34 protein-coding genes are annotated in these 20,092 nt (G+C 47.5%); 33 read left to right on the forward strand and 1 reads right to left on the reverse strand.

Features of this window, described 5'->3' with window-relative positions; all coding sequences use genetic code 11:
• Positions 1 to 20: 20 nt before the first annotated feature.
• A complete protein-coding gene (locus Q384_RS00610) occupies positions 21 to 383 on the reverse strand; it encodes a NirD/YgiW/YdeI family stress tolerance protein (protein ID WP_051940225.1) in 363 nt (120 codons plus the stop codon).
• Between the two features lie 543 nt (positions 384 to 926).
• On the opposite strand from Q384_RS00610, the gene Q384_RS00615 reads away from it, so the two are divergent.
• From Q384_RS00615 to rplQ, 33 genes are all read left to right on the forward strand, one after another.
• Positions 927 to 1,583: an OmpA family protein gene (locus tag Q384_RS00615; RefSeq protein ID WP_037585307.1), complete on the forward strand. Its 657-nt coding sequence runs from the start codon at positions 927 to 929 to the stop codon at positions 1,581 to 1,583.
• Positions 1,584 to 1,729: 146 nt separating this feature from the next.
• Positions 1,730 to 2,182 (forward strand): dUTP diphosphatase, encoded by a 453-nt coding sequence (gene dut / locus Q384_RS00620; RefSeq protein ID WP_281174482.1) that lies wholly within the window; start codon positions 1,730 to 1,732, stop codon positions 2,180 to 2,182.
• A 3-nt stretch (positions 2,183 to 2,185) separates the two neighbouring features.
• Positions 2,186 to 3,133: a tRNA (adenosine(37)-N6)-dimethylallyltransferase MiaA gene (miaA, locus tag Q384_RS00625; protein WP_037585309.1), complete on the forward strand. Its 948-nt coding sequence runs from the start codon at positions 2,186 to 2,188 to the stop codon at positions 3,131 to 3,133.
• Positions 3,134 to 3,271: 138 nt separating this feature from the next.
• Positions 3,272 to 5,149 (forward strand): 1-deoxy-D-xylulose-5-phosphate synthase, encoded by a 1,878-nt coding sequence (gene dxs, locus Q384_RS00630; RefSeq protein ID WP_037585310.1) that lies wholly within the window; start codon positions 3,272 to 3,274, stop codon positions 5,147 to 5,149.
• 15 nt (positions 5,150 to 5,164) lie between these two features.
• The gene (locus Q384_RS00635; protein ID WP_084224340.1) at positions 5,165 to 5,962 is read left to right on the forward strand and encodes a class I SAM-dependent methyltransferase; all 798 of its coding nucleotides are present in this window, start codon (positions 5,165 to 5,167) and stop codon (positions 5,960 to 5,962) included.
• A gap of 318 nt (positions 5,963 to 6,280) precedes the next feature.
• Entirely contained in the window at positions 6,281 to 6,925 is a 645-nt protein-coding gene (rplC, locus tag Q384_RS00645) for a 50S ribosomal protein L3 (RefSeq protein ID WP_037585312.1), read from the forward strand.
• Complete coding sequence (gene rplD, locus Q384_RS00650) at positions 6,925 to 7,545, forward strand: 50S ribosomal protein L4 (protein ID WP_037585313.1); 621 nt, start codon at positions 6,925 to 6,927, stop codon at positions 7,543 to 7,545. Before rplC ends, rplD begins: the two co-directional genes overlap by 1 nt.
• Positions 7,542 to 7,856 (forward strand): 50S ribosomal protein L23, encoded by a 315-nt coding sequence (rplW, locus tag Q384_RS00655; protein ID WP_211251060.1) that lies wholly within the window; start codon positions 7,542 to 7,544, stop codon positions 7,854 to 7,856. The genes rplD and rplW overlap by 4 nt, the downstream gene beginning before the upstream one ends.
• A 5-nt stretch (positions 7,857 to 7,861) precedes the next feature.
• Entirely contained in the window at positions 7,862 to 8,698 is an 837-nt protein-coding gene (gene rplB, locus Q384_RS00660) for a 50S ribosomal protein L2 (protein ID WP_037585315.1), read from the forward strand.
• A gap of 6 nt (positions 8,699 to 8,704) precedes the next feature.
• On the forward strand, positions 8,705 to 8,983 hold the full coding sequence (gene rpsS / locus Q384_RS00665) for a 30S ribosomal protein S19 (RefSeq protein ID WP_037585316.1): 279 nt from the start codon (positions 8,705 to 8,707) through the stop codon (positions 8,981 to 8,983).
• 10 nt (positions 8,984 to 8,993) lie between these two features.
• Positions 8,994 to 9,323, forward strand: a complete 330-nt coding sequence (gene rplV, locus Q384_RS00670) for a 50S ribosomal protein L22 (RefSeq protein ID WP_037585317.1) — start codon at positions 8,994 to 8,996, stop codon at positions 9,321 to 9,323.
• A gap of 9 nt (positions 9,324 to 9,332) precedes the next feature.
• Positions 9,333 to 10,043 (forward strand): 30S ribosomal protein S3, encoded by a 711-nt coding sequence (rpsC, locus tag Q384_RS00675; RefSeq protein WP_037585318.1) that lies wholly within the window; start codon positions 9,333 to 9,335, stop codon positions 10,041 to 10,043.
• Positions 10,027 to 10,443, forward strand: coding sequence for a 50S ribosomal protein L16 (gene rplP, locus Q384_RS00680; protein WP_037585319.1), 417 nt, complete (start codon positions 10,027 to 10,029; stop codon positions 10,441 to 10,443). Before rpsC ends, rplP begins: the two co-directional genes overlap by 17 nt.
• Positions 10,443 to 10,634, forward strand: a complete 192-nt coding sequence (gene rpmC, locus Q384_RS00685) for a 50S ribosomal protein L29 (RefSeq protein WP_037585320.1) — start codon at positions 10,443 to 10,445, stop codon at positions 10,632 to 10,634. Before rplP ends, rpmC begins: the two co-directional genes overlap by 1 nt.
• A complete protein-coding gene (rpsQ, locus tag Q384_RS00690) occupies positions 10,634 to 10,897 on the forward strand; it encodes a 30S ribosomal protein S17 (protein ID WP_037585321.1) in 264 nt (87 codons plus the stop codon). Before rpmC ends, rpsQ begins: the two co-directional genes overlap by 1 nt.
• A gap of 411 nt (positions 10,898 to 11,308) precedes the next feature.
• Entirely contained in the window at positions 11,309 to 11,677 is a 369-nt protein-coding gene (rplN, locus tag Q384_RS00695; RefSeq protein ID WP_003749804.1) for a 50S ribosomal protein L14, read from the forward strand.
• A gap of 11 nt (positions 11,678 to 11,688) precedes the next feature.
• Entirely contained in the window at positions 11,689 to 12,012 is a 324-nt protein-coding gene (rplX, locus tag Q384_RS00700) for a 50S ribosomal protein L24 (protein WP_037585322.1), read from the forward strand.
• Between the two features lie 10 nt (positions 12,013 to 12,022).
• Positions 12,023 to 12,562 carry a 50S ribosomal protein L5 gene (gene rplE, locus Q384_RS00705; protein ID WP_037585323.1) on the forward strand — a complete coding sequence of 180 codons (540 nt, stop codon included), beginning with the start codon at positions 12,023 to 12,025 and terminating at the stop codon, positions 12,560 to 12,562.
• Between the two features lie 2 nt (positions 12,563 to 12,564).
• Positions 12,565 to 12,870 carry a 30S ribosomal protein S14 gene (gene rpsN, locus Q384_RS00710; RefSeq protein WP_037585324.1) on the forward strand — a complete coding sequence of 102 codons (306 nt, stop codon included), beginning with the start codon at positions 12,565 to 12,567 and terminating at the stop codon, positions 12,868 to 12,870.
• 16 nt (positions 12,871 to 12,886) lie between these two features.
• Entirely contained in the window at positions 12,887 to 13,279 is a 393-nt protein-coding gene (rpsH, locus tag Q384_RS00715) for a 30S ribosomal protein S8 (RefSeq protein ID WP_037585325.1), read from the forward strand.
• A gap of 9 nt (positions 13,280 to 13,288) precedes the next feature.
• Complete coding sequence (rplF, locus tag Q384_RS00720) at positions 13,289 to 13,822, forward strand: 50S ribosomal protein L6 (protein WP_037585326.1); 534 nt, start codon at positions 13,289 to 13,291, stop codon at positions 13,820 to 13,822.
• Between the two features lie 13 nt (positions 13,823 to 13,835).
• Entirely contained in the window at positions 13,836 to 14,189 is a 354-nt protein-coding gene (gene rplR / locus Q384_RS00725; protein WP_037585327.1) for a 50S ribosomal protein L18, read from the forward strand.
• Between the two features lie 23 nt (positions 14,190 to 14,212).
• Positions 14,213 to 14,731, forward strand: coding sequence for a 30S ribosomal protein S5 (rpsE, locus tag Q384_RS00730; protein WP_037585328.1), 519 nt, complete (start codon positions 14,213 to 14,215; stop codon positions 14,729 to 14,731).
• A complete protein-coding gene (rpmD, locus tag Q384_RS00735; protein ID WP_037585329.1) occupies positions 14,724 to 14,912 on the forward strand; it encodes a 50S ribosomal protein L30 in 189 nt (62 codons plus the stop codon). The genes rpsE and rpmD overlap by 8 nt, the downstream gene beginning before the upstream one ends.
• Position 14,913: 1 nt before the next feature.
• On the forward strand, positions 14,914 to 15,348 hold the full coding sequence (gene rplO / locus Q384_RS00740; protein ID WP_037585330.1) for a 50S ribosomal protein L15: 435 nt from the start codon (positions 14,914 to 14,916) through the stop codon (positions 15,346 to 15,348).
• A gap of 13 nt (positions 15,349 to 15,361) precedes the next feature.
• Positions 15,362 to 16,675 carry a preprotein translocase subunit SecY gene (secY, locus tag Q384_RS00745; protein WP_037585331.1) on the forward strand — a complete coding sequence of 438 codons (1,314 nt, stop codon included), beginning with the start codon at positions 15,362 to 15,364 and terminating at the stop codon, positions 16,673 to 16,675.
• Positions 16,676 to 16,679: 4 nt separating this feature from the next.
• A complete protein-coding gene (gene infA, locus Q384_RS00750) occupies positions 16,680 to 16,898 on the forward strand; it encodes a translation initiation factor IF-1 (protein WP_037585332.1) in 219 nt (72 codons plus the stop codon).
• Positions 16,899 to 16,925: 27 nt separating this feature from the next.
• Positions 16,926 to 17,039: a 50S ribosomal protein L36 gene (gene rpmJ, locus Q384_RS00755; RefSeq protein ID WP_003697674.1), complete on the forward strand. Its 114-nt coding sequence runs from the start codon at positions 16,926 to 16,928 to the stop codon at positions 17,037 to 17,039.
• Positions 17,040 to 17,097: 58 nt separating this feature from the next.
• Positions 17,098 to 17,460, forward strand: a complete 363-nt coding sequence (rpsM, locus tag Q384_RS00760) for a 30S ribosomal protein S13 (protein ID WP_037585333.1) — start codon at positions 17,098 to 17,100, stop codon at positions 17,458 to 17,460.
• 37 nt (positions 17,461 to 17,497) lie between these two features.
• Positions 17,498 to 17,890 carry a 30S ribosomal protein S11 gene (gene rpsK / locus Q384_RS00765; RefSeq protein WP_037585334.1) on the forward strand — a complete coding sequence of 131 codons (393 nt, stop codon included), beginning with the start codon at positions 17,498 to 17,500 and terminating at the stop codon, positions 17,888 to 17,890.
• Between the two features lie 21 nt (positions 17,891 to 17,911).
• A complete protein-coding gene (gene rpsD, locus Q384_RS00770) occupies positions 17,912 to 18,532 on the forward strand; it encodes a 30S ribosomal protein S4 (protein WP_037585335.1) in 621 nt (206 codons plus the stop codon).
• A gap of 25 nt (positions 18,533 to 18,557) precedes the next feature.
• Complete coding sequence (locus Q384_RS00775; RefSeq protein ID WP_037585336.1) at positions 18,558 to 19,541, forward strand: DNA-directed RNA polymerase subunit alpha; 984 nt, start codon at positions 18,558 to 18,560, stop codon at positions 19,539 to 19,541.
• 26 nt (positions 19,542 to 19,567) lie between these two features.
• A complete protein-coding gene (gene rplQ, locus Q384_RS00780) occupies positions 19,568 to 19,954 on the forward strand; it encodes a 50S ribosomal protein L17 (protein ID WP_037585337.1) in 387 nt (128 codons plus the stop codon).
• The last annotated feature ends 138 nt before the right edge of the window (positions 19,955 to 20,092 follow it).

A 20,092-nucleotide genomic window follows, 5' to 3' on the forward strand; every position in this document is an offset into this window, starting at 1 on the left:
CAAACAAGTAAGCCATCGGTTTAATTTAAAATATCCACGCGATCAACATCAACTTCAGTTTGGCGAACGGCATGGCGATCCACTTCTCCGTGAATACGCACTTTTTGCCCTTCGTTTACGACTTGACCATGCCAATCTTCATCATCAATTTCCACGGGCATGGTGCCGGTGGCATCGCGAAACTGGTAACGCTCATGTCCGATTTTTTTATCCAACGTTCCTTCCAAAGTTACCCAACTGTCGTCCCACATGGTTTTGGCTTTTGCTACAGTTACTTTTTGTTCACCGGCATCTTGGTTTAAAGGAGCAGCCTGTACTGCGGCGGTTAAAGCAACGGCACCAAACGCAAAAGCCAATAATTTTTTAATATCATGTACCATCATAATCACTCCTCAAATGGATTTTAATCATAAGTCCGTTATCAGCAGACATTTCAGTAAAATTCGTCCTTGTCGGTGTCTGAAAAGCGGATAATTGACATTTAGATAGAATTATCTATATGTTGGCTGGCATTATCAATCTCTACAGTAAATAATATCAAGAAATATTCCCAAGTTTAACTTTAACACCAGAAATAGTTACAAACGAAACAATAATTGTGAATTGGTGAATTGCAGAAAAACAACAATAAGGTTTATTGTGTTGTGTTTATGCAACTAAAAATATCCTTAATTCAGTCTTAATCCACGAAATACATGACATCAGCCGATTTTTTCGGCATGATAAAGCAATCTGTATCGGGTTGCCGGCGGCAAACCGTTTGAATATTCGGATATTGACAGTTTGACAGGGCTTTATTTATAGTACAATCTGATTTGTCTGACTTGCCTGCCCGATTTTTGAGCGGCCGGTGTTTAGTATTTGTGTTGAGATGGCGCCGATTTGGCAATGCCGTTAATCACATAACATTTTGATGAGGGAATAACATGACCAAACAGCTGAAATTGAGCGCCTTAATCATTGCAATGCTGGCTTCTGCCGGTGCAATGGCTCACGAAAAAAATGGCTATACCATTAGCCAAGAATCCCGCGACGTGGTTCGCAATGCCTACGGCGAATGCTGGGAAAACAGTTTCTTAGACAAAGCCACTGAAGGCTTGGTTGAGTGCGGTGATGCTGCGGCTGCTGTACCTACTGCGCCCAGCTACGTTGATGAAACCGTCAGCTTGTCTGCCAACTTCTTGTTTGGTTTTGACAAATACAATCTGCGTCCTGAAGCCGTTGCTACTTTAGATGCGCTGGCTCAGCGTCTGGCTGATTCTCGAGTGCAAAGCGCACGCGTTGAAGGCAACACTGACTTCATGGGTTCAGAGAAATACAATCAAGCTCTGTCTGAGCGCCGTGCCAACACTGTTGCTAACCACCTGGTGTCTAAAGGTGTTCCGGCTCAGAAAATCACTGCTGTTGGCTTGGGTGAATCTCAAGCGCGCATGACTGCAACATGTCAAGCCGAAGTGGCTAAACTGGGTAAAAAAGTATCTGCTGCGAAAAAACGCACTGCTTTGATCGCTTGTATCGAACCTGATCGCCGTGTTGATGTGAAAATTCGCACTGTAGTTACAGCTCCCACCAGCAATAGATAATCACTGATTTCAGTGAGCAGTAAAAAAGAGCGGATTTCCCGCTCTTTTTTTGTTTTTGATTGGCTGAATTTCGATTCATTATCCATATAATGGATAACTGATTGCGAAATTAACAAAGCCAACTTTGTCGTAAGGAAATCCTGAAAGTGCATGAATCAGCTGAAATCGAATTGAAAATTCTTAATCCGAAAATGGCAGATTATTTGCCGCATTATGCCACTGTTGGTTCGGCAGGCATGGATTTACACGCTTGCTTGGACGAATCATTATTATTGCCGCCCGGCGATACCGTATTGATTCCCACCGGCATTGCGATTCATTTGAGCTCTCCCGCTTACGCTGCCATGTTGTTGCCGCGCTCGGGTTTGGGGCATAAAAATGGCATTGTACTGGGTAATTTGGTGGGGCTGATTGATTCAGACTACCAAGGTGAATTAAAAGTGTCTTTGTGGAATCGCGGTAAAGAGGCTTTTGAAATAGAGCCGTTGGCGCGGATTGCGCAAATGGTCATTGTGCCGGTGGTGCAGGCAGCGTTTAAAGTGGTGGACGAATTCCGGCAAAGCGAACGCGGTGAAGGCGGTTTTGGCAGCACGGGTTAATTCATGAGTGCAATCCCTAAAATATTGGCAATTTTGGGTCCCACCGCTTCGGGTAAAACAGGTTTGGCATTGGCATTGGCGAAAACCCTGCCAATTGAAATCATCAGCCTTGATTCCGCATTGGTGTATCGCGGTATGGATATTGGTACTGCCAAACCCACTGCTGCCGAATTAGCCCAAACGCCGCATCATTTAATCAATATTATTTCGCCTTTGCAAAGTTACAGTGCGGCAGCGTTTGTGTCTGATTGTGTGCACTTGGCAAAGGATATTCATGCGCGCGGCCGCTTACCGCTGTTGGTGGGCGGTACGATGATGTATTACCACGCACTCACACAAGGGCTGAATGATTTGCCTGCTGCTGATGAAGCAGTGCGCCGCGAGTTGGCAGCAGAAAAACGGCAATACGGCTTGGCGCATTTATATCAGCGATTGCAAAATATTGATGCCGTTACTGCCAATCGATTAGAACCGACAGACAGTCAGCGCATTGAACGGGCATTGGAAGTGTGGCGGCTCAGTGGTAAACCGTTGAGCCAACATTTTGCTGAACAGCAGGCTTTCAGGCAGCCTGTGGATTTGTGTACTGTTGCCCTTATCCCCGAAAATCGGCCGCTTTTGCATCAGCACATCGCTTTGCGTTTTCAGCACATGATGCAGCATGGTTTGGCTGATGAAGTCCGCCGCTTACAGCAAAATTACCCTGAACTCACTGCCGATATGCCGTCTATGCGTTGTGTGGGTTATCGGCAAACTTGGGATTATTTGGCAGGTGTTTATGACGAAAAAACTTGGTCAGAAAAAGGTATTGCCGCTACCCGCCAGCTGGCAAAACGTCAATTAACTTGGCTGCGGCGTTTGTCGGTTGATTATGTATTCGATCCGTATCAAGAAAATGATCTGCTGTCTCAGGTTGCGCATATTTGCAGGCAATATTTTCAAGACGCCTAAGCAAATGATTAAAGAGCAAATGGTTAACAAGAAATTGCAAGATTTCAGGCAGCCTTTAGCCGATTCCTCGCTGCCCTTGTTATAATCCAATATCTTCACTCAAAAAACGTGCAAAGACACGTTTCATATATTGACGTCATGGAACCCACATCATTGCTTGGCAACATCAATTTTCCGCAAGACTTGCGTTGTTTGGATAAATCGCAGTTGCCGCAAGTGGCAGACGAATTGCGGGCGTTTTTATTGGAATCTGTCAGTAAAACAGGCGGGCATTTTGCCAGCAATTTGGGTGCAGTGGAGCTGACTGTCGCCTTGCATTATGTCTATCACGCGCCCTGCGATAAATTGATTTGGGATGTGGGACATCAAAGCTATCCGCACAAAATTCTTACCGGACGCAAAGCACGTATGGATACCATGCGGCAATACGGCGGTTTGGCAGGTTTTCCCAAACGCAGTGAATCCGAATACGATGCCTTTGGTGTGGGGCATTCCTCAACGTCAATCGGTGCGGCTCTGGGCATGGCGGTGGCGGATAAGCTGGCGGGGCGTACTTGCCGTAGCGTGGCGATTATCGGTGATGGTGCGATGACGGCAGGGCAAGCATTTGAAGCCCTGAACAACGCGGGCGATATGGACATTGATTTATTGGTGATTTTGAATGACAACGAAATGTCAATTTCACCCAATGTTGGTGCATTGCCCAAGTATTTGGCAGCCAACGTGGTGCGCGATGTTAAAGGGTTGGTGAAATCCATCAAGCACAAATCTGAAAAAGTGCTGAATATGCTGCCCGGTGCTTTAGATGTGGCACAAAAAGTAGAAAGTAAAATCAAAAACATCATTGATGAAAGTAATTTACCTGCTTCGTTGTCTTTATTCAATAATTTTGGATTTAACTACAGCGGCCCGATTGACGGTCATGATGTCTTAAAACTGGTGGACGCATTGCAAGATTTGCGTTGCCGCAAAGGACCGCAGCTTTTACACATCATCACCAAAAAAGGACAAGGTTATAAACTCGCGGAAAATGATCCCGTGGGTTTTCATGCCGTCGGTACTTTCGATCCCAACTGTGGTCCTGTGGTATCTGCCGCACCGACTAAACCCACCTATACCCAAATTTTCGGGCAATGGGTTATTGATCAGGCTCATGCCGATAAACGTTTGGCGGTGATTACGCCCGCTATGCGTGAAGGCAGCGGCTTGGTGGAATATGCCCGCACTTTTCCCGAACGTTATTTTGATGTCGGTATTGCCGAGCAGCACGCCGTTACCTTTGCCGCCGGTTTGGCGTGTGAAGGCATCAAACCCGTTGTGGCGATTTACTCTACTTTTTTACAGCGTGCTTACGATCAATTGCTGCACGATGTTGCTCTGCAAAATTTGCCTGTATTGTTTGCCATTGATCGTGCCGGCATTGTCGGTGCTGACGGTCCAACCCATGCCGGTTTATATGACTTCAGCTTCCTGCGCTGCATTCCCAATATGGTAATTGCCGCGCCCAGCGACGAGCGGGAATGCCGCTTGTTGCTGTCTACCTGTTATCAATTGAATCAGCCGTCGGCAGTGCGCTATCCGCGCGGCAGCGGTACAGGCGCGGCGGCAGGCAAGGATTTGACAACTGTTCCCGTGGGCAAAGGCATTGTGCGCCGCAAGGGTGAACGCATTGCTGTTTTGGCGTTCGGCAGTATGCTGCCAAGTGCGATGCAAGCGGCAGATACACTCAATGCCACTGTTGCCGATATGCGTTTTGTCAAACCCATTGACGAAGCCCTTATTTTGGATTTGGCGGCGCACCACGATTATTTGGTGTGCGCGGAAGAAAATGCCGTAATGGGCGGCGCGGGCAGTGCCGTATTGGAAGTATTGGCACAGCATGGTGTGTTGAAACCCACCTTACTCATCGGTGTTCCCGATATTATCACCGATCACGGCGATCCTGCCCGCCTTCGTGATGATTTGGGCTTGAGTGCAGAGAAGCTGATACAACGCATTCGTGCATGGGCAGACTGAAATACTTCGCCAATCATGATTTTACCCATTGCATTGCATATTGATTCACAGCTGCCTGAAAGTGAACAAACCGCTTTCAGGCAGCATTTATTAACATATGGTGTGGTGTTTTCAGAATTCACAACAGAATCATCATCAGATTTCAGGCTGCCTGAAAGCCTGTATTTACACGCCGATCAACATGGTTTGAGTTTAGCCAAAATCGGAATAAAAGGCGAAGTGCGTGCCGAATTTGCACAAGGTGCTGCGCGGCATCGGCGGCTTTACGGCGGCGGTGAATTGCTTTCGCGAGCCGTGGATTCGAGTAAAAACCGCAATGTGTGGGATACCACAGGCGGACTGGGGCGCGATGCTTTTGTGTTGGCGGCTTTGGGTTTACATGTGCAGGTATTGGAACGGAACGCAGTGGTGTGTGCCTTGTTGGCAGACGGTTTACGCCGTGCGCTACTGTACCCCGATACGGCGGCAATTGCGCAGCGCGTGGTGTTGCACCATAAAGATGCCGTCGTATTTATGCAAGAAAGGTGGGGTCAAGGCGACGCACCCGATGTGGTCTATCTTGATCCCATGTATCCGCCGCGTCAAAAATCGGCAGCGGTAAAAAAAGAAATGGCATATTTCCATGAATTGCTCGGTGAAAGCCATGCCGATGACGATGTGCAGCTGCTCAATATGGCACGCCGATGTGCCAAACAGCGTGTTGTGGTGAAACGGCCAAGCGGCGGCGTGTTTTTGGCAAATTGTCCGCCCGCCTATCAATATACGGGTAAAAGTACCCGTTTTGATGTTTATTCTCCCTTGCCTGTGCCGTAATTTTTATCTGATTTCTGCGCGGTATTTTATTGTATCTCGGCATATTGTTATGACGATGGGACGGATACTGATGCTTTCAGGCAGCCACATTCAGGTAGCCGATTTTTATTTAAAACAAAAATAGGATTGATGTAGTTTGACGGGTTGTTTAATGCGCTTTGATGTTGCAATGAACCAACAAGATATTTTTATGATAAATACTTGATATGCTTTTAAAAGCCATGTTATCATGCACGACTTGCCGAATTTTTGGCAAGTTTCTTTTTGTGCAATCAAGCCGATCAATCGTAATCGGCTCCTTGGTTAAAGGAAATAATCATGACTTTAGGTCTGGTTGGGCGCAAAGTAGGCATGACCCGCGTGTTCAATGAACAGGGCGCGTCGGTTCCGGTTACTGTGCTGGATATGTCTGCTAATCGCGTTACACAACTCAAATCCAAAGATACCGACGGCTATACGGCTGTGCAGGTTACCTTTGGTCAGAAAAAAGCCAATCGTGTCAATAAGGCCGAAGGCGGGCACTTTGCTAAAGCCGGTGTTGAAGCCGGTCGTGGCTTGGTGGAGTTTTCTGTTTCTGAAGAAAAATTGGCTGAATTGAAAGCGGGCGGAGAAATCTCAGTCGCTATTTTCGAGGCAGGTCAGTTGGTCGATGTAACCGGTACCAGTAAAGGTAAAGGTTTCTCAGGCACAATTAAACGCCACAATTTTGATTCCCAACGTTCTTCGCATGGTAACTCGCGTTCGCATCGCGTTCCGGGTTCTATCGGTATGGCGCAAGATCCCGGCCGTGTGTTTCCGGGTAAACGCATGGCAGGACAATACGGCAATACACGTTCTACCGTGCAGCACTTGGAAATCGTGCGCGTGGATGCCGAACGCCAATTATTGTTGGTTAAAGGCGCGGTACCGGGCGCGGTTAACGGCGATGTTGTTGTTCGCCCCAGCGTGAAAGTAGGTGCGTAATGGATTTGAAATTAATTGATGCTCAAGGTCAGGCAGTCGGCAGTGTTGCTGGTTCTGATGCTTTGTTTGCTCGTGAATACAATGAAGCACTGGTTCACCAATTGGTTACCGCTTTCTTGGCAAATGCGCGTTCAGGCAACCGTGCGCAATTGACTCGCGCTGAAGTAAAACACTCCACCAAAAAACCGTGGCGGCAAAAAGGCACAGGACGTGCGCGTTCCGGTATGACTTCTTCGCCAATCTGGCGCAGCGGCGGCCGTGCTTTCCCGAATAAGCCCAGTGAAAATTTCACGCAAAAAGTGAACCGCAAAATGTATCGTGCCGGTATGGCATCTATTTTGTCGCAATTGGTTCGTGATGAGCGTTTGTTTGTTATTGACGAATTGTCTGCTGAAACCCCGAAAACCAAGGCATTTGTTGCGCAGTTGAATAATATGGGTCTGGAAAATGTGTTGTTCATCACCAAGCAGTTAGATGAAAACGTGTATTTGTCCAGCCGCAATCTGCCGAATGTATTGGTGTTGGAAGCAACTCAAGCTGACCCGTACAACTTGTTGCGTTTCAAAAAAGTGGTGCTGACCCGCGCGGCAATCGCTCAACTTGAGGAGCAATGGGTATGAATCAACAACGTTTAATGCAGGTAATTTTGGCACCCGTCGTTTCGGAAAAAAGCAATTTGCTGGCTGAAAAACGCCAACAAATGACATTCAAAGTCTTGCTGAACGCCACCAAACCGGAAATTAAGGCTGCGGTTGAATTGCTGTTTAATGTGAAAGTGGCTTCTGTTACGACCGCAACCACTAAAGGCAAAACCAAGCGTCATGGCCGAACCGTCGGTAAACGCAGTGATGTAAAAAAAGCGTATGTAAGCTTGCTTGAAGGTCAAGCCATTGACATCGAGTCCGCCGCCGTTTCTGCAGATAAGGAATAAGCAATATGGCTATTGTTAAAATGAAGCCTACGTCTGCCGGCCGCCGCGGCATGGTTCGCGTGGTGACAGAAGGCTTGTATAAAGGCGCACCTTACGCGCCGCTTTTGGAAAAACAATCTTCCACTGCCGGCCGCAATAACGGCGGACGCATTACCACCCGCCATAAAGGCGGCGGTCATAAACACCATTACCGCATGGTTGATTTCAAACGCAACGACAAAGACGGCATCGCCGCCAAAGTAGAGCGGATTGAATACGATCCCAACCGCACGGCACACATTGCTTTGCTGTGTTTTGCCGATGGTGAACGCCGTTACATTATTGCGCCGCGCGGCATCGCCGCCGGTGCGGTGTTGGCTTCCGGTTCGGAAGCGGCAATTAAAGCGGGTAATAACTTGCCGATTCGCAATATTCCGGTGGGTACGACCATTCACTGTATTGAGATGAAGCCGGGCAAAGGTGCGCAGATTGCGCGTTCTGCCGGTGCGTCTGCGGTGTTGCTGGCGAAAGAGGGCGTTTATGCTCAAGTGCGCCTGCGCTCAGGTGAAGTGCGGAAAATTCACGTGGATTGCCGTGCAACTGTCGGTGAAGTAGGCAATGAAGAGCAAAGTCTGAAAAAAATCGGCAAAGCCGGTGCGAAACGCTGGAAAGGCATTCGTCCGACTGTGCGCGGTGTGGTGATGAACCCGGTTGATCACCCGCATGGCGGTGGTGAAGGCCGTACAGGTGAAGCTCGTGAGCCGGTTAGTCCATGGGGCACGCCGACCAAAGGCTATCGCACTCGTCGCAATAAACGCACGGACAATATGATTGTTCGCCGTCGTTACTCAAATAAAGGTTAATGGAATATGGCTCGTTCATTAAAAAAAGGCCCATATGTCGATTTGCATTTGCTGAAAAAAGTGGATGCGGCTCGTGCCACCAGCGACAAACGTCCAATCAAAACTTGGTCGCGTCGTTCCACTATTCTGCCTGATTTTATCGGCTTGACTATTGCTGTTCACAATGGACGCACTCACGTGCCGGTTTTCATCAGCGATAATATGGTTGGTCATAAATTGGGCGAATTCTCATTGACCCGCACATTTAAAGGCCACTTGGCTGATAAAAAAGCCAAGAAAAAATAAGGGGTAAATCATGAGAGTGAATGCACATCACAAAAATGCGCGGATTTCTGCTCAAAAAGCCCGGTTGGTGGCGGATCAGATTCGCGGTAAAGACATCTACCAAGCGTTGAATATCTTAACATTCAGCCCGAAAAAAGGCGCGGAATTGATTAAGAAGGTGCTGGAATCTGCTGTGGCGAATGCCGAGCACAATGAAGGCGCAGACATCGACGAGTTGAAAGTGGTTACGATTTACGTGGATAAAGGACCCAGCCTGAAACGCTTTCAGGCGCGCGCCAAAGGCCGCGGTAACCGCATTGAAAAACAAACTTGTCACATCAACGTGACTGTGGGTGATTAAGGAAAAACTATGGGACAAAAAATCCATCCTACGGGCTTTCGCCTGGCGGTTAATAAAGATTGGTCTTCCAAATGGTTTGCCAAAAGCGGCGATTTTTCCAAAACCCTGAAAGAAGACATCGATGTACGCGTTTTTCTGCGCAAACGTCTGGCAAATGCTTCGGTTGGCCGCGTGGTGATTGAGCGTCCGGCAAAATCTGCGCGTATTACCATTTACAGTGCGCGCCCGGGTGTGGTTATCGGCAAAAAAGGCGAAGACATTGAAATTTTGAAACGCGATTTGCAAAAATTGATGGGCGTGCCGGTGCATGTGAATATCGAAGAAATCCGTAAACCGGAATTGGATTCGCAAATCATCGCCGACAATATCGCCGGTCAATTGGAAAAACGCGTTATGTTTCGCCGTGCCATGAAACGCGCCATGCAAAACGCCATGCGTGCCGGTGCCAAAGGCATCAAAATCATGTCTTCCGGTCGTCTGAACGGCATTGAGATTGCCCGCAGTGAATGGTATCGCGAAGGTCGCGTGCCGTTGCACACCTTGCGCGCCAACGTGGACTATGCCACCAGTGAAGCCAAAACCACATATGGCATCATCGGTATTAAAGTTTGGGTCTATAAAGGTGAATTGACACCGGGTGAGATTCAAACCAAATCGGATCAACCGGAAAAACGCCAACGCCAAAGAAAATCAGGAGGTCGCGATGCTGCAGCCAACTAGAATGAAATACCGCAAACAGCACAAAGGCCGCAATACAGGCGTGGCTACTCGCGGTAATAAAGTCAGCTTCGGTGATTTCGGTTTGAAAGCCATTGGTCGCGGCCGCTTGACCGCACGTCAGATTGAAGCAGCGCGTCGTGCCATGACTCGGCACATCAAACGCGGCGGACGTATTTGGATTCGCGTGTTTCCTGATAAACCGATTACTGAAAAACCAATTCAAGTGCGGATGGGCGGCGGTAAAGGTTCAGTGGAGTACTACGTTGCCGAAATCAGACCAGGCAAAATGCTGTACGAAATGGACGGTGTTGCCGAATCATTGGCGCGTGAGGCTTTTGAATTGGCAGCTGCAAAACTGCCGTTGCCGACAGCGTTTGTGAAAAGACAGGTAGGTCAATAATGAAAGTCAATGAATTGAAAGACAAATCTGTTGAGCAATTAAACGAAGAGTTACTGGGTTTATTAAAAGCACAATTCGGCTTGCGTATGCAACACGCAACCGGACAATTGGGCAAAACCAGTGAGCTGAAAAAAACGCGCCGTGATATTGCTCGTGTGAAAACCATTTTGCGCCAAAAGGATGGTGAATAATGAGTGAAGTAAAAACCACGCGAACTTTGCAAGGCAAAGTGGTCAGCGACAAAATGGACAAAACCGTAACTGTTTTGGTAGAGCGCAAAGTGAAACACCCGTTGTACGGCAAAGTAATCCGCCGTTCCACTAAAATCCACGCACACGATGAGCAAAACCAATATGGTATCGGTGATGTGGTTGTGATTGCGGAATGCCGTCCTTTGTCTAAAACCAAGGCTTGGACAGTAACCGAATTGGTTGAAAAAGCACGCGCAGTGTAAAAGCAGCCTAAGAGTGTGTTGCGGTGCTTGAATATTTGGCATAACAGCACACAAAATCGCGCAGCAATCTGTTTTGACCGATTAATTGGTTTGGAATGGATTGCTGCGTTTTGTTTTGGGTGATGAAGATTGCAGTTTCAGGCAGCCTGAGTCTTGCCGATGGCGACTTTTACGTCAGTCAAAAGTAATACTGCATGTTTTTATCAGTAATTCCTTGCGTGAATATAGAATTTTCTATATACTGCACAGCTTGTCTTTCGTATTTTGAAAGTGCTTGGTTTTTCAACCAAGTATTCTCCCTTCGGGACCCAAGACTGATTTACTGGAACCGTATTCGGTTTCAGGCAGCCTAAATCAAACAAGCTGTCTGAAAATGGTAAATTAAGTTGGATTATTAAAGGTATTTTTAACATGATTCAAATGCAGACCATCTTGGATGTGGCTGATAACTCCGGTGCGCGCCGCGTGATGTGCATTAAGGTGTTGGGCGGGTCCAAGCGTCGCTACGCTTCTGTGGGCGACATCATTAAAGTGGCCATTAAAGACGCCGCGCCGCGCGGTCGTGTAAAAAAAGGCGATGTGTACAATGCGGTGGTGGTGCGTACCGCTAAAGGTGTGCGCCGTCCCGATGGTGCTTTGATTAAGTTTGACAACAATGCCGCGGTATTGTTGAACAATAAATTAGAGCCGCTGGGTACGCGTATTTTCGGCCCGGTAACCCGTGAACTGCGCACTGAGCGATTCATGAAAATCGTTTCATTGGCACCTGAAGTGCTGTAAGAGAGGTTACGATGAAAAAGATTAAAACAGGTGACCAAGTCATTGTGATTGCCGGTAAAGACAAAGGCAAAAAAGGTCAGGTGCTGCGTATTTTGGGTGAAAAAATCTTGGTTGAAGGCGTGAATCAAGTTAAACGTCATCAAAAACCAAATCCGATGCGTGGTGTTGAAGGTGGTGTGATTACCAAAAGTATGCCCTTGGCAATTTCCAATGTGGCGATTTTTAATCCGGAAACACAAAAAGCAGACCGTGTTGGCATTAAAGTAGAAACCATCGACGGCAAAGTGGTGCGCAGTCGTTTCTTTAAATCCACCGGCGCGGCCGTGGGTGCATAAGGAGTAATCAATGGCTCGTTTAAAAGAGTTTTATACCGCCACTGTTGTGCCTGAATTGATGAAACAATTCGGTTACAAATCCGTTATGGAAGTGCCGCGTATTGAAAAAATCACCTTGAATATGGGTGTGGGTGAGGCGGTTGCCGATAAAAAAGTAATGGAACATGCTGTTGCGGATTTAACCAAAATTGCCGGTCAAAAACCGGTGGTTACCGTTGCGCGCAAATCCATTGCCGGCTTTAAAATCCGTGATAATTATCCGATTGGCTGCAAAGTAACTTTGCGCCGTGATCGTATGTTTGAGTTTTTGGATCGTTTGGTGAGCATTGCCTTGCCGCGTGTGCGCGATTTTCGTGGTGTGAATGGTAAATCATTTGATGGTCGCGGCAATTTCAATATGGGTGTGCGCGAACAAATTATTTTTCCGGAAATCGAATACGACAAAATTGATGCGTTGCGTGGTTTGAATATTACCATCACCACCACCGCCAAAACCGACGCAGAAGCCAAAGCGTTGTTGTCTTTGTTCAAGTTTCCGTTTAGGGGTTAATTATGGCTAAAAAAGCACTTATTAATCGTGAGCTGAAGCGCGAGGCTTTGGCAAAAAAATTCGCCACCAAACGTGAAGCTCTGTTTGCAGTTATCAACAATGCTTCTGCTTCTGATGAAGAGCGTTTTCAAGCGCGTTTGCAATTGCAAACCATTCCGCGTAATGCCGCGCCTGTGCGTCAACGTCGCCGTTGTGCGCTTACCGGTCGTCCGCGCGGTAACTTCCGTAAATTCGGCTTGGGTCGTACCAAAATCCGTGAAATCGCCATGCGCGGCGAAATTCCGGGTGTGATTAAAGCCAGCTGGTAAATAGGAGTATTGAAGAATGAGTATGCACGATCCTATTTCCGATATGTTGACCCGTGTTCGCAACGCTCAGCGTGCGAATAAAGCCTCCGTATCCATGCCGTCTTCTAAATTGAAAACCGCGATTGCCGCTGTTTTGAAAGAAGAAGGTTATATCGACAGTTTTGCTGTAACTGCGGATGCCAAGCCGACATTGGAAATTCAATTGAAATACTATGCAGGCCGTCCGGTGATTGAACGCATTCAGCGTGTATCCCGCCCTGGTTTGCGTGTGTATAAAGGTTCCAACGATATTCCAACCGTGATGAATGGTTTGGGCGTTGTGATTGTCAGCACTTCTAAAGGCGTAATGACCGACCGCAAAGCCCGTGCAAACGGTGTTGGCGGCGAGTTGTTGTGCGTGGTTGCCTAAGGAGGGAATATGTCTCGCGTAGCCAAAAATCCGGTGACTGTTCCTGCCGGCGTTGATATTAAGTTAGAAGAAAACGCTTTAGCCGTAAAAGGCAAAAACGGCGAACTGGTTTTGCCTTTGCCCGGTGAAGTTAAAGTGGCTTTGGAAAATGGTCAATTAACTTTTACCGCTGTCGGTGGAAGCACCAAAGCCGGTGCTTTATCCGGCACTATCCGCGCTTTGGTCAATAATATGGTCAAAGGTGTTTCTGAGGGTTTTGAGAAAAAATTGCAATTGGTGGGTGTGGGTTATCGCGCTCAGGCACAAGGCAAAACCCTGAATTTGTCTTTGGGTTTTTCTCACCCGATTGTGTATGAGTTGCCCGAAGGTGTTTCTGCCGCTACACCGTCGCAAACGGAAATTGTGATTTCCGGTGCGGATAAACAAGTAGTCGGTCAAGTTGCTGCTGAAATTCGCGGATACCGTCCGCCTGAGCCTTACAAAGGCAAAGGTGTACGCTATTCTGATGAAACAGTGGTAATTAAAGAAACCAAGAAAAAATAATTGAGGTTCACTGATGGATAAGAAAGCATCAAGAATCCGCCGTGCACGTAAAACCCGTGCCAAAATTGCGGACTTAAACAAAGTGAGATTGTGCGTATTTCGCAGCAATAATCACATCTATGCCCAAGTAATCAGTGCCGAGGGCGATAAAGTGTTGGCGCAAGCCTCTACTGTGGAAGCTGAAGTGATTGCTGAAGTGAAACACGGTAATACTGTTGCAGCTGCCACAGCTGTCGGTAAGCGCATCGCTGAAAAAGCCAAAGCTGCCGGTATCGAAAGCGTTGCTTTTGATCGTTCTGGTTTTCAATATCATGGCCGCGTAAAAGCATTGGCCGAAGCTGCCCGTGAAAACGGTTTGAGCTTCTAATCAACTGTGGAGATTGCATAAAAATGGCAAAACATGAAACAGAAGAGCGCGGCGACGGCTTGATTGAAAAAATGGTGGCTGTAAACCGTGTAACCAAAGTGGTTAAAGGCGGCCGCATTATGGCGTTCTCTGCTTTAACCGTGGTTGGTGATGGTGATGGCCGTGTCGGCATGGGTAAGGGCAAATCCAAAGAAGTACCGGTTGCGGTGCAAAAAGCAATGGATCAAGCGCGCCGTAATTTGATTAAAGTGCCGTTGAAAAACGGAACAATCCACCACGAAGTAACCGGTAAACATGGTGCTACCAAAGTGTTTATGCAGCCGGCTAAAGAGGGTAACGGTGTGAAAGCGGGCGGCCCGATGCGTTTGGTATTTGATGCGATGGGTATCCACAACATCTCTGCTAAAGTGCATGGTTCAACCAATCCGTATAATATTGTGCGCGCCACTTTGGACGCTTTGCAAAAACTCTACACTCCGGCAGACATCGCGGCAAAACGCGGCTTAACCGTTGCGGATATTTTGGGAGAAGGTCATGAGTGAGCAAAAAAAATTGCAAGTGACGCTGGTAAAAAGCCTAATCGGTACGATTGAAAGACACCGTGCTTGTGCACGCGGCTTAGGCTTGCGCCGCCGTGAACACACCGTTGAGGTGCTGGATACCCCTGAAAATCGTGGCATGATTAACAAAATCGGCTACCTTTTGAAAGTAGTGGAGAAGTGATATGTTTTTGAACACCATTAAACCTGCCGACGGTGCAACTCATGCTGCACGCCGCGTGGGTCGCGGTATTGGCAGCGGCTTGGGTAAAACCGGCGGCCGCGGCCATAAGGGTCAAAAAAGCCGAGCAGGCGGTTTTCATAAAGTGGGTTTTGAAGGCGGTCAAATGCCTTTGCAACGCCGCTTGCCGAAACGTGGTTTTAAATCACTGACTGCCGCGCAAAATGCAGAAATAAGCTTGAGTGATTTGGCAAAAATAGCAGTTGATGAAATTGATATTCTGGTGTTGAAGCAAGCCGGCTTGGTGTCTGCCAACATTTTGAATGTGAAAGTCATTGCTTCAGGCAGCCTGGATCGGGCGGTTACGTTAAACGGCATTAAAGCCACCAAAGGCGCAAAAGTAGTCATTGAAGCTGCCGGCGGTAAAATAGCAGAGTAAAGGTGACGCAAGAGTGGCTAATCAACAATCCGCAACCGGACTGGCGAAGTTTGGTGATTTAAAAAATCGTTTATTGTTTTTATTGGGTGCGTTGGTTGTATTCCGCATCGGCTCGTACATTCCGGTGCCGGGCGTGGATGCGGCCGCTTTGGCGAAATTATACGGAAGTGCCGGCGGCGGTATTTTGGGCATGCTCAATATGTTTTCCGGCGGCTCTTTAGAACGTTTCAGCATTTTTGCTATTGGCATCATGCCGTATATATCGGCATCGATTATCATACAGCTGGGATCAGAAATTGTTCCTTCACTCAAAGCCTTGAAAAAAGAGGGTGAAGCAGGTAAACGCATACTGACTAAATACACGCGCTGGGGAACGGTATTATTGGCGACACTGCAAAGTTTTGGTGCAGCGGCGTTTGTTTATCAGCAAGGCGTGGTGGTTTCCAGTCAATGGGAATTTTATCTTTCCACCATTGTGTGTTTGGTAACCGGAACCATGTTTTTGATGTGGTTGGGCGAGCAAATCACCGAGCGCGGTATTGGCAACGGTATTTCACTCATCATTACTGCCGGTATTGCTGCCGGTGTGCCTTCCGGAATTGGCCGCTTGCTGACCTTAACCAGTCAAGGTTCAATGAGCTACTTAATGGCATTGGCATTGATTATTGGTGCGTTGGCATTGGTTTATATCGTGGTGTACATCGAAAGCGCACAACGCAAAGTCCCTGTGCATTACGCCAAACGCCAAGTCGGCAATCGCATTATGCAAGCGCAAAATTCGCACATGCCGTTTAAGCTGAATATGTCCGGTGTGATTCCGCCGATTTTTGCGTCCAGCATTATTCTGTTTCCGTCCACATTATTGAGCTGGTTTGGTTCAGCCAGCCAAGACGGGTGGTTACAGCGTATAGCAACTTACTTGCAGCATGGGCAGCCGGTTTATATTTTGCTGTTTGCCGCGACCATTATTTTCTTCTGTTATTTTTATACAGCCTTGGTGTTCAGCCCGCGGGAAATGGCGGAGAACCTGAAAAAAAGCGGTGCTTTTGTTCCGGGTATCCGTCCGGGTGAGCAGACCAGCCGTTATTTGGAAAAAGTGGTGTTGCGTTTAACCTTTTGGGGTGCGATTTATATCGCCATCGTGTGTTTGATTCCGGAAATCCTGACTTCTGCCATGAGCGTACCCTTTTATTTGGGTGGTACTTCACTGCTGATTTTGGTGGTGGTAACCATGGACTTTAGAACGCAGATTGCCTCATACATGATGAGCAGCCAATACGATCACCTGATGAAACGGTCTGCCATGAAATCTCTGACACGGCGGTAACCCTATGGCTAAAGAAGATACCATACAAATGCAAGGTGAGATTCTTGAAACCTTGCCCAATGCAACTTTTAAAGTGAAGCTCGAAAACGATCATGTGGTTTTGGGTCATATTTCCGGCAAAATGCGTATGCACTATATCCGCATTTCGCCGGGTGATAAGGTAACTGTAGAATTAACCCCCTACGACTTATCCCGTGCCCGCATCGTTTTCCGCGCCCGCTGATATTCTGTTTTTGAGAAAGGAAACATAATGCGTGTTCAGCCTTCGGTAAAGAAAATTTGCCGCAATTGCAAAATTATTCGCCGCAACCGTGTGGTGCGTGTGATTTGTACCGATCCTCGGCACAAACAACGGCAAGGTTAATTGTTGTTTTTTAACCTTTTGTGTTACAATATTAAAATTTTGCCCATAAGGAAGAAATATGGCTCGTATTGCCGGGGTGAATATCCCCAACAGTGCCCATATCGTTATTGGCTTGCAGGCCATTTACGGTATCGGTTCTACTCGCGCCAAACAAATTTGCGAAGCCGCCGGTATTGTGCCGAGCGTTAAAGTCAAAGATTTGGACGAGACTCAATTGGATGCCTTGCGTGAGCAAGTCGCCAAGTATGAAGTAGAAGGTGATTTGCGCCGTGAAGTTACCATGAGCATCAAACGCTTGATGGACATGGGTTGCTACCGCGGTTTTCGTCATCGCAGAGGTTTGCCCGCACGTGGTCAGCGTACGCGCACCAATGCCCGTACCCGTAAAGGTCCGCGCAAAGCAATTGCCGGTAAAAAATAATTTTCCGGTAAAAAATAATTTTTAAGGAATTCAATGAATGGCTAAAGCAAACACAGCTCGTGTGCGCAAAAAAGTACGCAAAACCGTGAGTGAAGGTATCGTGCATGTTCATGCCTCCTTCAATAACACCATTGTTACCATTACAGACCGCCAAGGAAATGCATTATCTTGGGCTACCTCAGGCGGTGCAGGTTTTAAAGGTTCGCGTAAAAGCACACCGTTTGCCGCACAAGTAGCGGCAGAAGCGGCTGGTAAAGTTGCCCAAGAGTATGGCGTGAAGAATCTGGAAGTACGTATTAAGGGTCCCGGCCCCGGTCGTGAGTCTTCCGTGCGCGCGCTCAACGCTCTTGGTTTTAAAGTTACCAGCATCACCGATGTTACGCCGATACCGCACAACGGTTGTCGTCCGCCCAAAAAACGTCGCATTTAAAACCAGTGGAGTAATTAAAATATGGCACGTTATACCGGCCCTAAATGTAAATTAGCCCGCCGCGAGGGTACTGATTTGTTCTTGAAGAGCGCACGACGCTCTCTGGACTCTAAATGCAAGCTGGATTCCGCACCCGGTCAGCATGGCGCGAAAACCCCGCGTCTTTCCGGCTACGGTTTGCAGTTGCGTGAAAAACAAAAAATCCGCCGCATTTACGGCGTATTGGAACGTCAATTCCGCCGTTACTTTGCTGAGGCAGCACGCCGCAAAGGTTCAACCGGCGAATTATTATTGCAATTATTGGAATCCCGTTTAGATAACGTGGTTTATCGTATGGGTTTCGGTTCTACTCGTGCCGAAGCACGCCAGCTGGTATCACACAAAGCCATTTGTGTGAACGGGCAAGTTGTCAATATCCCGTCTTTCCAAGTGAAAGCCGGCGATGTGGTGGCCGTGCGTGAAAAAGCCAAAAAACAAGTGCGTATTCAGGAAGCCGCCGGCTTGGCAGCTCAAATCGGCTTGCCCGCGTGGGTAGAAGTAGATGCCGGCAAACTGGAAGGCGTGTTCAAAAACATGCCGGATCGTGCTGAATTGAGTGGTGATATTAATGAACAACTGGTGGTGGAGTTCTACTCTAAATAACGCCGGTTAAAATGGGGACAGTTAAATGCAAAACAGCACATCTGAATTTTTGAAACCGCGTCAAATTGATGTGGATATTCTGTCCGCCACCCGCGCTGAAGTTTCTATGGAACCGTTTGAGCGCGGTTTTGGGCATACCTTGGGCAATGCTTTGCGTCGTATCTTACTGTCATCAATGACCGGCTTTGCGCCGACTGAAGTTGCCATTGAGGGCGTATTGCATGAATACTCCACCGTTGATGGCGTTCAAGAAGATGTGGTTGATATTCTTTTGAACCTCAAAGGCGTGGTGTTTAAATTGCACGGACGCCGTGAGGTAGAATTAACCCTGAGTAAATCAGGCGGCGGGGCAGTAAAAGCAGGTGATATTGATTTGCCGCATGATGTGGAAATTCTTAATCCCGAACACGTGATTTGCCATTTGTCCGATAACGGTCAAATCAACATGGAAATCAGAGTGGAAGCAGGGCGGGGCTATCAATCGGTCGCTTCACGCAAAAGCAGGGAAGAGCAAAGACGAATCGGTGCAATTCAATTAGATGCCAGCTTTTCGCCCATCAGCCGCGTCAGCTTTGATGTGGAGTCTGCGCGCGTAGAGCAGCGCACCGACTTAGACCGCTTGGTATTGGACATTGAAACCAACGGCGCAATTGATCCGGAAGAGGCCGTGCGCAGTGCCGCACGCATTTTAATGGATCAAATGACCGTGTTTGCCAATTTGGAAGGCACACCGGTTGCCGTGGCAGATGAAAAAGAACCGCCTGTTGATCCCGTATTACTGCGTCCGGTAGATGATTTGGAATTAACGGTTCGTTCGGCCAACTGCTTGAAAGCAGAAGATATTTACTACATCGGTGATTTGATCCAACGCACAGAAACCGAATTGCTGAAAACCCCCAACTTGGGGCGCAAATCTTTAAATGAGATTAAAGAGGTTTTGGCATCTAAAGGTTTAACGCTGGGATCAAAATTGGAAGGCTGGCCGCCCGCCAGTTTGGAAAGACCGTAGAGATTGATGATTAAAGGATAATGACAATGCGTCATCGTAATGGTAACCGTAAATTAAACCGCACCAGCAGCCACCGCGCTGCCATGTTGCGTAATATGGCGAATTCTTTATTAACCCATGAAACCATCGTAACCACTTTGCCGAAAGCCAAAGAGTTGCGTCGCGTGGTTGAGCCCTTGATTACCTTGGGTAAAAAACCGTCTTTGGCAAATCGCCGTTTGGCATTTGACCGTACCCGCGACCGTGATGTTGTGGTGAAATTGTTCAATGAATTGGGACAACGGTTTTCTGCCCGTAATGGCGGCTATTTGCGTATTTTGAAATATGGTTTCCGCCAAGGAGACAACGCGCCCTTGGCTTTAGTGGAATTGGTAGATAAGGCCGCTGAATGTGAAGTGAAAACAGAAGAATAATTTCTGAATTTACATTTTTAAAAAGCCAAATCATTGAGCAGTCAATGATTTGGCTTTTTTATTATAATCAGTTATAATCAGTTATAATCAGTTATAATCAGTTATAATCAGTTATAATCAGTTATAATCAGTTATAAT

This window comes from Stenoxybacter acetivorans DSM 19021 (assembly GCF_000745895.1).
In the GTDB taxonomy this organism is placed as follows: Bacteria; Pseudomonadota; Gammaproteobacteria; order Burkholderiales; family Neisseriaceae; genus Stenoxybacter; species Stenoxybacter acetivorans.

Excerpts from the sequence above, each read along its gene's own strand:
- rplE (WP_037585323.1), top strand. The coding sequence starts at position 12,023 with ATGGCTCGTTTAAAAGAGTTTTATACCGCCACTGTTGTGCCTGAATTG.
- rplN (WP_003749804.1), top strand. The coding sequence starts at position 11,309 with ATGATTCAAATGCAGACCATCTTGGATGTGGCTGATAACTCCGGTGCG.
- rpsS (WP_037585316.1), top strand. The coding sequence starts at position 8,705 with ATGGCTCGTTCATTAAAAAAAGGCCCATATGTCGATTTGCATTTGCTG.
- rpmC (WP_037585320.1), top strand. The coding sequence starts at position 10,443 with ATGAAAGTCAATGAATTGAAAGACAAATCTGTTGAGCAATTAAACGAA.
- rpsQ (WP_037585321.1), top strand. The coding sequence starts at position 10,634 with ATGAGTGAAGTAAAAACCACGCGAACTTTGCAAGGCAAAGTGGTCAGC.
- Q384_RS00635 (WP_084224340.1), top strand. The coding sequence starts at position 5,165 with ATGATTTTACCCATTGCATTGCATATTGATTCACAGCTGCCTGAAAGT.
- rpsN (WP_037585324.1), top strand. The coding sequence starts at position 12,565 with ATGGCTAAAAAAGCACTTATTAATCGTGAGCTGAAGCGCGAGGCTTTG.
- rpsH (WP_037585325.1), top strand. The coding sequence starts at position 12,887 with ATGAGTATGCACGATCCTATTTCCGATATGTTGACCCGTGTTCGCAAC.
- rplR (WP_037585327.1), top strand. The coding sequence starts at position 13,836 with ATGGATAAGAAAGCATCAAGAATCCGCCGTGCACGTAAAACCCGTGCC.
- rplC (WP_037585312.1), top strand. The coding sequence starts at position 6,281 with ATGACTTTAGGTCTGGTTGGGCGCAAAGTAGGCATGACCCGCGTGTTC.
- infA (WP_037585332.1), top strand. The coding sequence starts at position 16,680 with ATGGCTAAAGAAGATACCATACAAATGCAAGGTGAGATTCTTGAAACC.
- rplO (WP_037585330.1), top strand. The coding sequence starts at position 14,914 with ATGTTTTTGAACACCATTAAACCTGCCGACGGTGCAACTCATGCTGCA.
- rpsC (WP_037585318.1), top strand. The coding sequence starts at position 9,333 with ATGGGACAAAAAATCCATCCTACGGGCTTTCGCCTGGCGGTTAATAAA.
- rpsK (WP_037585334.1), top strand. The coding sequence starts at position 17,498 with ATGGCTAAAGCAAACACAGCTCGTGTGCGCAAAAAAGTACGCAAAACC.
- rplW (WP_211251060.1), top strand. The coding sequence starts at position 7,542 with ATGAATCAACAACGTTTAATGCAGGTAATTTTGGCACCCGTCGTTTCG.
- rpsM (WP_037585333.1), top strand. The coding sequence starts at position 17,098 with ATGGCTCGTATTGCCGGGGTGAATATCCCCAACAGTGCCCATATCGTT.
- rpmD (WP_037585329.1), top strand. The coding sequence starts at position 14,724 with ATGAGTGAGCAAAAAAAATTGCAAGTGACGCTGGTAAAAAGCCTAATC.
- Q384_RS00615 (WP_037585307.1), top strand. The coding sequence starts at position 927 with ATGACCAAACAGCTGAAATTGAGCGCCTTAATCATTGCAATGCTGGCT.
- rpsE (WP_037585328.1), top strand. The coding sequence starts at position 14,213 with ATGGCAAAACATGAAACAGAAGAGCGCGGCGACGGCTTGATTGAAAAA.
- rplF (WP_037585326.1), top strand. The coding sequence starts at position 13,289 with ATGTCTCGCGTAGCCAAAAATCCGGTGACTGTTCCTGCCGGCGTTGAT.
- rplV (WP_037585317.1), top strand. The coding sequence starts at position 8,994 with ATGAGAGTGAATGCACATCACAAAAATGCGCGGATTTCTGCTCAAAAA.
- dxs (WP_037585310.1), top strand. The coding sequence starts at position 3,272 with ATGGAACCCACATCATTGCTTGGCAACATCAATTTTCCGCAAGACTTG.
- miaA (WP_037585309.1), top strand. The coding sequence starts at position 2,186 with ATGAGTGCAATCCCTAAAATATTGGCAATTTTGGGTCCCACCGCTTCG.
- rplQ (WP_037585337.1), top strand. The coding sequence starts at position 19,568 with ATGCGTCATCGTAATGGTAACCGTAAATTAAACCGCACCAGCAGCCAC.
- Q384_RS00775 (WP_037585336.1), top strand. The coding sequence starts at position 18,558 with ATGCAAAACAGCACATCTGAATTTTTGAAACCGCGTCAAATTGATGTG.
- rplB (WP_037585315.1), top strand. The coding sequence starts at position 7,862 with ATGGCTATTGTTAAAATGAAGCCTACGTCTGCCGGCCGCCGCGGCATG.
- rpmJ (WP_003697674.1), top strand. The coding sequence starts at position 16,926 with ATGCGTGTTCAGCCTTCGGTAAAGAAAATTTGCCGCAATTGCAAAATT.
- rpsD (WP_037585335.1), top strand. The coding sequence starts at position 17,912 with ATGGCACGTTATACCGGCCCTAAATGTAAATTAGCCCGCCGCGAGGGT.
- Q384_RS00610 (WP_051940225.1), bottom strand. The coding sequence starts at position 383 with ATGATGGTACATGATATTAAAAAATTATTGGCTTTTGCGTTTGGTGCC.
- rplX (WP_037585322.1), top strand. The coding sequence starts at position 11,689 with ATGAAAAAGATTAAAACAGGTGACCAAGTCATTGTGATTGCCGGTAAA.
- rplP (WP_037585319.1), top strand. The coding sequence starts at position 10,027 with ATGCTGCAGCCAACTAGAATGAAATACCGCAAACAGCACAAAGGCCGC.
- rplD (WP_037585313.1), top strand. The coding sequence starts at position 6,925 with ATGGATTTGAAATTAATTGATGCTCAAGGTCAGGCAGTCGGCAGTGTT.